The organism is Ralstonia sp. TCR112 (genome assembly GCF_007997035.1).
GTDB lineage: Bacteria > Pseudomonadota > Gammaproteobacteria > Burkholderiales > Burkholderiaceae > Ralstonia > Ralstonia edaphi.
The window spans coordinates 1-11,330 of record NZ_VOSS01000129.1; the positions used below are offsets into that span (position 1 = coordinate 1).

The following is an 11,330-nucleotide window of genomic DNA, read 5'->3' on the forward strand; positions in this document are numbered from 1 at the left end:
GCCCGCCGCTCGCGCAACGGCACGCCGCGCAAATCCATGCCGTTGCAGAACGGAATGTCGAACAGGTAGTAGGCAATGTGTTCGGCATGCGCGGTTTCGAAGGCGTTCTGCAGCGCCTGGAAGTCGGGCACGCCGCGCTCGCCCATCACCACGACTTCACCGTCGAGCCACGCCTCACGCAGGCCCAGCGCCTGCAGCGTGCGCGCCTGACGCGGCAGCTTGGCCGTCCAGTCGCGGCCGTTGCGGCTGAACAGGCGCACGGTGTTGCCGTCGATGCGCGCGAGGATGCGGTAGCCGTCGAACTTCACTTCGTAGTCCCATTCGCCCTGCGTGGGCGGCCCAGCGACGAGCGTGGCGAGTTGGGGCTCCAGCGTCCTGGGCAACGTGGCGGGCACGGCGCCGGCGGGCGGTTGGACTTGCGCCGGTTCCGAGCGCTCCGTCTTGCCATCATCGGCCTTGGCCTTTCCTTTGGCCTTGGGTTTCGCGCCGACGTTCTCTCCGGTGATCACGCTTGCGGGCAAGGCCTGCGTCACGTCGTAGTCGCTGGATGGCCGAACCTGATCGTCGCGCTCCTTGATCAGCAGCCACTGTTCTTTCGGATGCCGCCCGGTGCCGTGCAAATGCGTGCGCACCAGCGCCCACGCGCCGTGCAGTTTCTCGCCGTCGAGATCGAACTTGAGCTTGCCGTCTCGGTACGCCTTGCGCGGATCGCCATGCGGGTGCCACGTACCGCGGTCCCACACGATCACATCGCCACCGCCGTATTGGCCTTCGGGGATGTGGCCTTCGAAATCGGCGTAGTCGAGCGGGTGGTCTTCAACATGCACGGCGAGGCGCTTGTCGGCCGGGTCCAGGCTCGGGCCCTTGGGAACGGCCCAACTCTTGAGCGTGCCGTCAAGCTCCAGCCGGAAGTCGTAATGCAGCCGCGTCGCGTCGTGCTTCTGGATCACGAAGTGCAGGGCGTCGTTGTCACGCCGCTCATCGGCTTTGCGGCGCGCGCCGGCAGGTTCCTGGGTCTGCGTGAAATCGCGCTTGCGGCGGTAGTCGGCGAGATGGCGTGGCATGGCGTCGGCTCCGTCGTGTTATGCGCGCTTGCGTGTGGCGGTCTTGCGCGCTGTCTTGGCGGCGGCCTTGCGCGGTGCACGCTTGCGCGGAGCAGGTTCGTCTTCCGCATCGTCGTCGTTAGATGCCCCTTTGCCCTTGCCGCGCTTGGCAAGGCTCTGCCGCAGCAGGTCGGTCAGGTCGATTACGTTGCCGGTACGCGGCGCAGCGTTTTCGGCTTCCATCGGCTCGACCGACTCCGTGCGGCCTTCGCGCACCTTGCGATCGACCAGCGTGAGAATGTCGTCGCGGAAGGTGTCGTGATACTCGGCAGGGTCCCAGGTGCCGCTCATGTCGTCGATCAGCTTTTCGGCCATGTCGATTTCTTTGGCCGTGAGCTTGGCGGCCTTCGTGCCTTCTTCCGGCAAGTCGAGTTCGGACCAGTCGCGCACTTCGTTGGACCAGCGCAGCGTATGCAGCACGAGCACCGGCCCCATCGGGATCAGCGCGGCCAGATGCTGCTTGGTGTGCAGCACGACGTTGGCGACCCCGATCTTCTGCGAGCGCGTCAACGCCTCGCGCAGCAGCGCGTAGACCTTTTCCCCGCGCCGGTCGGGCGCAAGAAAGTACGGCGTATCGAGATAGAGAAACGGAATCTCCGCGGCATCCACGAAGGTCAGCAAATCAACCGTCTGCGTCGAGACCGGGTTGGCGGCGCGGATGTCCTCGTCGGTGAGGATCACATAGCGGTCTTTCTCGTAGGCATAGCCGCGCACGATCTGTTCGCGCGGCACTTCTTTGCCGGTGGTCTTGTTGATGCGCTTGTAGCCGACGCGGTCCATGGTGCGACGGTCGAGCCAGTCGAAGTCGAGGTCGTCGCTGCGGGTGGCCGGATACAGCGCAACGGGAATATGGACGAGGCCGAAACTCACGGCGCCCTTCCAGATCACGCGGGGCATGGCAGGTCTCCCGATGCGGTGGATTCGAGCGTGGTGACGCAAGCCGCATACCTGCGCGGCGCGGGGCGGCGTCATACGTTCATCAGCAGAGCGCGGTAGCATGAGGCCTTTGCGGCGCGACCCGCTCGCGCTGCGCGTTTTTCCCAGCTGTCCTTCATGTCTTCCGAATACGTCCAATCTGCCGGCGCGCTGCGGCCCCGCCGGCTTCCCCTGTCGGCGCGCGCGGCGACGATGGCTCTCTTTTTTGCCAACGGTGCAACGTTTGCGACGTGGGGCATTCACATTCCGACGGTGAAGGCGCGCTTTGGGCTGTCCGAGGCGTCGCTGTCGTTGGCGATGTTCATGGTGGCCGCCGGTGCCATCGTCGCGATGAAGTTTGCGGGCCAGTGGGCGGCGCGCGTCGGCACGCGGCGCGCAAGCGTGCAGGCCGGCGTGGCATTTGGTGTCATGACGGCTCTCATCATGCTGATGCCGAGCTACCCGGCACTGCTGGCCGTGCTGCTGCTGTTCGGCATCACCAACGCCGGTTTCGATGTCGCAATGAACGCGCAAGCTGCCACGGTCGAGGCCAATCATCACAAGCCGATCATTTCCTCGCTGCACGGCATGTTCAGCCTGGGCGGCATGGTGGGCGCGGCGGTGGGTGGCGTGCTGCTGGAACTGGGCGTGCCGCCGGCCGTGCATTGCGGCGGCATGGCGCTCGTCACCATGGCGACGGCGCTGTGTGCCGGCCCGTTCATGCTGCCCGACCACGTGCATGCTGAAGGCGAATCCGCACATCCGACCACGGGCCGTACGCTGTTTCTGCTCGGCGTGCTGGCCTTCCTGGGGCTGGTCGGCGAAGGCGCGATGTATGACTGGACGACCGTGTACATGCGCGAGATCGCGCAATCGCCCGAGGCCGTTGCCAGTGCCGGATACGCAGCGTTTTCGGGCGGGATGGCGCTGGCGCGTTTTGGCGGCGATTTCGCACGCGGGCGCTGGGGCAACATGCGCGTGCTCGGCGCCAGTGGCGTGCTGGCAACGGGCGGGATCCTGCTTGCGCTGTTGTGGCCCGCACCGATGGCTGTCCTGACAGGCTTTGCGCTGATGGGTGTGGGCGCCGCCAACATGGTGCCGATCTTCTTCATCACCGCGTCGCGCCTGCCTGGCGTGCCGGCGGCCGAAGGCATTGCCGCCGTGGCGCGCTTTGCCTACGTGGGCTTGCTGATCGGCCCGGTCATCATCGGGTTGATCGCGCACCGCTCCGACCTGCGCTGGGGGCTCTCCGTGGTGGCGCTCACCATGGCGTTGATTGCGGCGATGGGCCCGCGTGCGATCCGCGTGCCGGAACGCCACTGATCCGCCTGCGCTTCAGCACGCAAATTGCCCAAAAAATATGCAGTTTCTGTGCGTTGACTTTCCTGTGCGCTTGCCATAGCGTACGACGAGGAGAGGGGGTTTCCCGGCGCCGTCGCCAACATGCCAGTGCGCATGACACCGGGATGCGTTCAAAACGAGGCTGTGCTGTCAGCCAGCCCAAACGACCCATAGGAAAGGAGCTTCAGATGCCGTACAAACGTCTTACCCTCGTGGCAGCGGTCGCTGCCGTAGCAGCCATCGGCACCGTAGCCCACGCGCAGACTGACCAGAAGAAGTTCGACCCCTATAGCCAAGGCGCAAAGGTCGGCGACAAGTTTGACCCGTACCAACAAGGCGCGAAGGCCGGCGACAAGTTCGACCCGTATTCGCAAGGCGCCAACAAGAACGACAGCACCGCCAGCGCGCTCAACCCCGGCGCCCAGCCGGCCAATGTCGAGAAGGGCAAGTACGACACGTACACCCAGGGCGCCAAGGCCGGTGAAAAGTTCGATCCGTATAGCCAGGGTGCCAAGGCGGGCGGCAAGTTTGACCCGTACAGCGAAGGCGCCAACAAGAAGGACGCGCCCAAGCAGTAAGCCCGTGCCGAGCGGGTTCATGAAGACGCTGATGCATCGCCCGATGCATCGGCGTTTTTCTTTGTGGAACGCCGCCGCAGCCGTGGCGGCGTTTGCGTTGGCGCTACCCGCGCATGCGGCGGGGCTGTGCTCCGCGCCGTGGGTGCACGACGGCAGCCGCGTGCGCCTGGACGGCAACGGCAAGACGCCGATGATCGTCGAGTTCACGCTGCACGACGTCAATCGCGACATGCAGGACGGCTGCGAGATCGGCCTGCACATCTACGCCAAATCCGGCCTGGTGGCACTCGGCGGCCGGCCCATCGAGACGGTCCAGGAGCACCAGCTGCTTGTGGACGAAGCCGGCGTGGTTACGCGCATCGTCAGCATCAACGGTCGCGTATTTGCGCAAAGCGAGCATGCCGATCTGATTGGCACTGTGAGTACAGCCATTTCCGGCATGTTCCTGTACGGCGCCGGCCTGGCGCCCGAAGCCGAGATGCTGCCTGGCGACACGTACGAGTCCAGCTTCGATTTCGATGTGGTGTCGCCGCGGCTGGGGATCTCCGTGGGGCGCATGCGGGCCGAGCGCGCCAAGGTGGAGGTGTCGGAGCGCGAGGTGGGGCCTCCGCAGCCGATGAACACCGTGGTGGGTGAGCTGCAGTGCCGGCCGATCCGCTACACGCGCACGGCCCGCCTCGGTGTGCTGCGGCTGGGCAATGAAACGCTCGAGCCCGATCCCACCGTTGCGCACATCACCGATTGGTATTGCCCCGAAGCGGCCGTGGTGATGCGCCAGGAGGTCGAGCAGCACGGCCAGACGCAGTTGATCGACGTGGTCGAACTCAAGCGCTGAACGTGCTTTGCGCCGCGTCGAAGTCTTCGGTACTCCCGTCAAACCGGTACACACGTGCCACGTTGAACGGCGCTTCCGGCGCAGCCTGCGAGAACAACGCAATGTGGTCGACGGGCATGGCGGCTGGCAGCGCCACGGGCGTGGCTTCCAGCGCGCGGTAGCAGGCAAGCTGCTCGGCAGAGTCAAGCCGTCCCGTCAGCGTGATGTGAAACGTGAATGTGCCAAACACATACGGATAGCCCCAGCGCTGCAGATGACGCTCCTGCGCATCGGAGAGCCCGGCGCGACGGCGCCGCGCGAGTTCAGCGGGCGGTGGCGGTGCGCGGAAGCCGTCGAATTCGCTGACGCACGCGTCGGCGAGCCGGTGAAGCGTGTCGCGGGCAGGATCGCCATGACGCAGCCTCCACGCCACGAAGCCGCGCAGCGTCTGCAGGGCCGGTTCGATCGTGAAGGCGTGCTGCTGCTGTGCGAAGCGGCGTAGCGCGGTGTCCAGTTCCTCGACCGTGCGATCGCCTGCCAGGCGGAACGGCGGTTTGAACGTGGCGTGCAGGCCGTACTGGCGTGGCGCTTCCGTCCAGCGGTCGAGCGTGGCAAGGTCGACGCCGGCTTCGCGGACAAACACCTCGCGTTGACTTGCGGAGACTGCAGCGCCGGTACGCGCGCAACGGCCGAGCCAGCGTGTGCCCAGCCCGTACCAGGGCTCGGGCGGCAGCAGGTACAGAGCGTATCGCCACGCAGTCGGTATCGGCCGCGACAGGGATGCCCGCACCGGCTCCATGGCGTTGTTCAGCCGATCAGAGGCAGCTGGGCCGCGGCATGGCGCAGCCGCCCGCCGACCACGGCGGCCACCACGCGCGGCAGGCCTGGGCGGCGGTCATCCACCACGATGGCGTCAGCGCGCAGGCCGGTTGCCAGCGTGCCGCGATCCGTCAGCCCTGCGGCTTCAGCGGGGTTGGCGGCCACCAGCGCCCACGCCTTGTCCAGCGGCACCACGCCGCGCTCGGCCAGCTTGAATGGTGCGGCCAGCAGCGCCGGGTAGTAATAGTCGGATGCCAGCACGGTACCCAGGCCGGCCGCCACCATGGCCGCCGCATTCGGCGCGCCGTTGTGACTGCCGCCGCGCACCACGTTGGCGCCCCGAAGACGATATGCCCCCCATGAGCGCGCGCCGCCCGCGCAACATCCTCGGTCAACGGAAATTCCGTCACGGTGCAGCCGTGCGCGTGAAAGGTGTTGCGCGTGGCAATGTCGGGTTCATCGTGTGAAGCCATGCGAATGCCGCGTTGCTGCGCCGCCCGCGCGAGCGTGCCGGTCACTTCGCCGAGCCGCGTGGCATTGACTGCGGCGGCATGCAGACGTGCGAGGAACGTGTCGATGTCGCACTCGGCGCGATCGGCGTATTGTGCGAGCTTGCGCGCGTCGCCCAGCTTGTCGCGCATCCCCGGCAGGTGATCGTTGAACGACAGGAAGTGCACGCGGCCGGCATCCATCCAGGCCAGCGCATCGGCAACGCCGTCGGCGTGGTGCAACTCGAAGCGCAGGTGCATCAGGTGCTGCGCGCCCAGGTGCGGCCGCATCGCATCAAGGGTATCGAGCATGCGCTGCGCATAGGTGCGCCCGCGCAGGCCGCCTTCCCACGAATACGTCACGCCGTGGAATTCGGTGGTGATGCCGCTGGCAAGCAATTGGCCGTCAACGTCAGCGAGGGCGGTCTCGTACGGAAAGGCCACGCCGGGGCGCGGCATGACGGCGCGTTCGAAGGCATCGCCGTGCAGGTCGACGATGCCGGGCAGGACCAGCAGGTCGCCGCAGTCCATCATCCCGCGCGTCGGGCGGGCATCACACGCGGCGATCTGCCCATCGCGGAAGTGCACGGCGGCTTCCACCAGCCCGCCGGGCAGGAGGGTACGCCGCGAAATCAGGCCGGCTACGTGGCCGACGGAAGACGAAAACGATTGCATAAGGCCCAGGTGCGAACAGTTGCGCAGGAACGTCGTGCGGGCATTGTGCCGCAACTGACGTGCCGCTTGACCGCACATCGGCCATTTGCCCCACCCTGAAGTAGGGAGAGGCAGTCAAACGCCTTAACTTTCCCGACACGATGGTCGATATCGTGAAAAACAACCCAGATATGGACGCCACCTCTGCTGGGCGGCCTGACCGTCCCGAACCGGATGTAATCGACCAGGACAGCCCCAGGCCGCTGCCGCTCGCTGACGACCGCTACGAGGCGCTCGTCCGGCAAATGCCGGATGCGCTGTACATCGTGGCGGACGACATCATCGTTTTCGTCAACGAGGCGGGCGTGCGGCTGTTTGGCGCCCAGACGGCGCGCGACATCGTCGGTCACGAGCTGGACGAGTTCGTGCACGACAACTCGCTGCACCTCGCCCGCCAGCGCCGGGAGTGGATGGTCACGCACGGTGCAGGCTTGCCGCCTGTCGAGCAGACCTTGCTGCGCTGCGATGGGACGCCCGTGGAAGTCGAGGTGCTCTCAGCGCCGGTGCAGCTCGGCTGGCGCACCGCCATCCAGGTCGTGGCGCGCGACATCACGCAGCGCAAGCAGGCCGAACAGGCCCTGCGCGAATCCGAAGCCAATTACCGGGCACTCGCCGCTGAAACCGCACGCGCCAAGGAATTGCTGCGCTGCGAAAAGACCGTGCTCGAACTCAGCTCGCGCAACGTGCCGCTGCCTGACCTGCTGGCCGAAGTCTGCCGGCTCGTCGAAGCACTGCTCGACGACGGCGCCATGTGCTCGGTCCTGCTGAGCAGCGACGGCGAGCACATCACGCAGGCCGTGGCGCCGTCGCTGCCGTTCATCCTCTCGCAATTGCTGGTAGGAATCGCGATTGGCCCTGCGGTCGGTTCGTGCGGCACGGCCATGTTCCTGAACAAGACCGTGGTGGTGGAAGACATCGACGCCGACCCGCTCTGGGACGGCTACCGCGACATCGTCGCGCCGCTGGGCCTGCGCGCGTGCTGGTCAACGCCCATCCGCGGTGACAACGCGCAGATGATCGGCGCGATGGGCATCTACTACGACACGCCGCGTGCGCCCACGCGCGACGCCATGGGGCTGCTTGACGGCATTACCGACATCATCGGCGTGGCGGTGCAGAAGGCCCATATCGCGCGCGATCTGCAGGAAAGCGAAGAACGCTACCGCCTGGCCGTCGACAACCTGACCGAAGGCATCGTCGTGCAGGCCGCCGACGGCACCATCCTCGCGTGCAACCCCAGCGCGCGGCGCATTCTGCGGGCGGGCAACGTGTCGCCGGTCGGCACCAGCCACCTGGCGTTGATGCGCCGCTCGCTGCGCGAAGACGGTAGCGAGATCCCGCTCAACGAGCGCCCCACGCGCGTGGTGCTGGCCACCGGCCGGCCCTTGCTCGGCTTGACCGTCGGCCTGGAACTGGTGAACGGCGATGTGGTCTGGGTGCACGAAAACGTGCTGCCCATCGTGCGCCCCGGGGACGATGCCCCGTCGGCGGTGCTGATCTCGTTCAACGACATCGGGCCGGCACGCGCGGCGCAGCAGCAGCTCACGTTCCTTGCGCAGCGCGATGCGCTCACCGGTTTGTACAACCGCGCGTATTTCTCGCAGCGGATGCAGGCCGTGATGGAGCAGGCCGCCAGCCAGCCCAACGAGGCGCGCCAGGTTGCGGTGCTGTTTCTCGATCTGGATGGCTTCAAGAAGGTGAACGACACGGCCGGGCACGAAGCCGGCGACCACCTGCTGCGCATCGTGGCGCAACGCCTGTCGGCCTGTGTGCGGCAGAGCGATACGCTGGCGCGCCTCGGCGGCGACGAGTTTGTCGTGCTGCTCGACAACGTCCGCTCGCTGGGCGAGGCGGAGCGCCTGGCCAAGCGCATCGTCCATTCCATCGCGCAACCGTTTTCAACGAGCGGCACGGAGTACTACCTGGGCGCATCCATCGGCATCGCGGTGTACCCCGAGCATGGCAACGATGCCGCCACGCTGCTGCGCTGCGCGGATGCCGCCATGTACAACGCCAAGCAGAACGGCCGCAACCAGCATCGCGTGTACACGGCGCGCCTGTCGCAGCGCGCGCAGCGGCGCTTCCAGCTGGAATACCACCTGCGCCGCGCGCTGGCGGCGGGTGAGCTGTCGCTGCGCTTCCAGCCCATTGTCGATGCCACATCGATGGACATCGTCGGTGCTGAAGTGCTGCTGCGCTGGCACAGCACGGAACTGGGCGAAGTGTCGCCCGCCGAGTTCATCCCCGTGGCGGAAGACGCCGGGCTCATCGGCGACATTGGCGAATGGGTGCTGGCGCAGGCGTGCCATCAGGCCGCGCATTGGCGTGCCACGTGCATGCCGGAGTTCTTTGTCGCCGTGAACCTGTCGCCGCGCCAGTTTGGCGAGGGGCTGGTGCCGACCATCTCGCGCTGCCTGACCGAGGCCGGCCTGCCCGCCAGCGCGCTGGAGATGGAGATCACCGAAGGCCTGCTCATGCGCGACACCGCCGCCGTGATGCCGATGCTGGACGCGCTCACGGCGCTGGGCATTCGCATCTCGATCGACGATTTCGGTACGGGGTATTCGTCGCTGTCGTATCTGCAGCGCTTCCCGATCGACAACCTGAAAGTGGATCGCTCGTTCGTCTCGGGCATTCCGCGCCATCGCGATTCGGTGGTGATCTCGCGCGCCGTGGTCGCGATGGCGGCGTCGCTGGACATGACCGTCACGGCGGAGGGCGTCGAGACGCTGGAGCAGGCCGAGTTCCTGCAAGCCGCCGGGTGCGACAAGTTGCAGGGTTTCCTGTTTGGCCCCCCCATGACGGCTGGCGCCTACGAGGCGCGGCTGCGCCGCGACCGTTCCGCGCAGGCGTAGTGCTGCGCAAGGCGCATGTAATGCCCGCGTAAGCCGGTGCGCGTAGCGTCGCTCAAGCGCGCACCGCCCGCGCCGATATTCCCCGTAGAGGGTTTGCTTTGCCATCGGCGCGAGCACACAAACAACAACGACATCTGGAGACAACCGCACGTGAAGCCATTCGCCTGGGCCCGCGGCCCGAAAGCCTCTCCCGACCTTGTCGCCCGCATTGCCGAAGAGGCCGGCCGCGTCGGCATGGGCATCTGCGAGGTCTCCGGCAACGTCGAAGACGTGGCCGTGCGCCTGCGCCGGCAGGCCGACGTGTTCGACCAGTTGCGCAACGCAGCCGACGTGACGATGCGCGGCAACCACGACATCGCCGTGGCGGCGCGGCATGCGCGCGAAGTCGCATCGCACGCCAGCGAAGAAGTGAGCGGCTCACGCGCAACGGTCGATGCATCGCTGCGCGACATTCGCGAACTGGCCGTTGGCGTGGCGAGCATGGAGCAGCAGATTGCTGCACTGCGTGAAGCGCTGATCCAGGTGGCGCAGGCGTCCGAGCAGATTTCGCAGATTGCCAAGCAGACCAATCTGCTGGCGATCAACGCCGCCATTGAAGCCGCACGCGCCGGGGAATCGGGCCGCAGCTTTGCCGTGGTTGCGGGCGCGGTGAAGCAGCTTGCTGGGCAGACCGCCGAAGCGACGCAGCGTATCGAAACCACCTTGGCCGATCTGTCCGGCCAGACCGACAAGCTGATCGGCGACAGCAGCGCCAACGTGGCGCGCGCGCAGCGCGTGGATGCCGGCACGCAGGCGATTGGTGCGGTGATTGGCGTGGCGGGCGAAGCCATCGCGCGCTTCGATGTCGAGGCGACGAGCATTGCCGAATCCACCGCCGCCATTGAAGGTGAATGCGCGTCGCTCGCGCGTGAGGTGGATGCCATGGCCGAGGGCGTGAAGCAATCGAGCCACAACATCGACAACGCACAGCGGCAGCTGTCGGGCTTGCTGGGCGCGTCGGAAACGTTGATCCGCTTGACGGCGTCAACCGGTGTGCAGAGTGCCGATACGCCGTTCATCGAAGCGGTGCAAGCGGCGGCCGGCAAGATCAGCGCGCTGTTTGAATCGGCGCTGGCGCGCGGCGATATCAGCGAGGGCGATTTGTTCGATCGCACCTATGCGCCGGTCCCGAATACCGATCCGCCGCAGCACATGACACGGTTTACGGCGTTCACGGATCGCGTGTTGCCTCCGGTGCAGGAGCCTTTGCTCCAGCTGGATCCGCGCGTGGTGTTCTGTGCGGCGGTCGATACCAATGGCTATCTGCCGACGCACAACCTGAAGTTCTCGCAGCCGCAGGGCAGTGATCCTGCCTGGAACGCGGCCAACAGCCGGAACCGCCGGCTCTTTACCGACCGCACGGGGCTGGGGGCGGCGCGCAATACCGAGGCATTCTTGTTGCAGACGTATCGTCGCGATATGGGGAACGGGACGTTTGTGATGATGAAGGATGTGTCGGCGCCGATTTACGTCAAGGGCCGGCACTGGGGCGGGTTCCGGATGGGTTACAAGGTGGCCGGTTAAGGTTCGTAACGGTGGGGGTGGGGTTTGGGACCTTGCTGGCGGGGTTTTTTTGTTGATGGTGCATCCCTTGTTTCGTCCCCTGCCGGGGCCGACTTACTTTCTTTGTCTTGCCAAAGAAAGGTAAGCAAAGAAAGGCGCGC

8 protein-coding genes and 1 pseudogene are annotated in these 11,330 nt (G+C 66.4%); 5 read left to right on the plus strand and 4 right to left on the minus strand.

Translation table 11 applies throughout. From position 1 onward, the window contains the following. The coding region (locus FUT88_RS23750) for a DNA polymerase ligase N-terminal domain-containing protein (RefSeq protein ID WP_325205674.1) at window positions 1–1,064 on the minus strand (1,064 nt) is incomplete at its 3' end. A gap of 18 nt (window positions 1,065–1,082) precedes the next feature. Further along, entirely contained in the window at window positions 1,083–2,000 is a 918-nt protein-coding gene (locus FUT88_RS23755; RefSeq protein ID WP_147218887.1) for a Ku protein, read from the minus strand. 156 nt (window positions 2,001–2,156) lie between these two features. On the opposite strand from FUT88_RS23755, the gene FUT88_RS23760 reads away from it, so the two are divergent. From FUT88_RS23760 to FUT88_RS23770, 3 genes are all read left to right on the plus strand, one after another. Continuing rightward, the gene (locus FUT88_RS23760; protein WP_147214438.1) at window positions 2,157–3,341 is read left to right on the plus strand and encodes an MFS transporter; all 1,185 of its coding nucleotides are present in this window, start codon (window positions 2,157–2,159) and stop codon (window positions 3,339–3,341) included. Between the two features lie 206 nt (window positions 3,342–3,547). Next, entirely contained in the window at window positions 3,548–3,937 is a 390-nt protein-coding gene (locus tag FUT88_RS23765) for a hypothetical protein (protein ID WP_147214439.1), read from the plus strand. Window positions 3,938–3,956: 19 nt separating this feature from the next. Then, on the plus strand, window positions 3,957–4,772 hold the full coding sequence (locus tag FUT88_RS23770) for a hypothetical protein (protein ID WP_147214440.1): 816 nt from the start codon (window positions 3,957–3,959) through the stop codon (window positions 4,770–4,772). On the opposite strand, the gene FUT88_RS23775 is transcribed toward FUT88_RS23770, so the two are convergent. Then, window positions 4,762–5,550 (minus strand): DUF1045 domain-containing protein, encoded by a 789-nt coding sequence (locus FUT88_RS23775; RefSeq protein ID WP_147214441.1) that lies wholly within the window; start codon window positions 5,548–5,550, stop codon window positions 4,762–4,764. The genes FUT88_RS23770 and FUT88_RS23775 overlap by 11 nt on opposite strands. 8 nt (window positions 5,551–5,558) lie before the next feature. Further along, a pseudogene (locus tag FUT88_RS23780) lies at window positions 5,559–6,733 on the minus strand (alpha-D-ribose 1-methylphosphonate 5-triphosphate diphosphatase). 170 nt (window positions 6,734–6,903) lie between these two features. Between FUT88_RS23780 and FUT88_RS23785 the strand changes: the two are divergent. Both FUT88_RS23785 and FUT88_RS23790 read left to right on the plus strand, forming a co-directional pair. Then, a complete protein-coding gene (locus FUT88_RS23785; RefSeq protein WP_186829369.1) occupies window positions 6,904–9,627 on the plus strand; it encodes an EAL domain-containing protein in 2,724 nt (907 codons plus the stop codon). A gap of 150 nt (window positions 9,628–9,777) precedes the next feature. Next, window positions 9,778–11,190, plus strand: a complete 1,413-nt coding sequence (locus FUT88_RS23790) for a methyl-accepting chemotaxis protein (RefSeq protein ID WP_147218891.1) — start codon at window positions 9,778–9,780, stop codon at window positions 11,188–11,190. The last annotated feature ends 140 nt before the right edge of the window (window positions 11,191–11,330 follow it).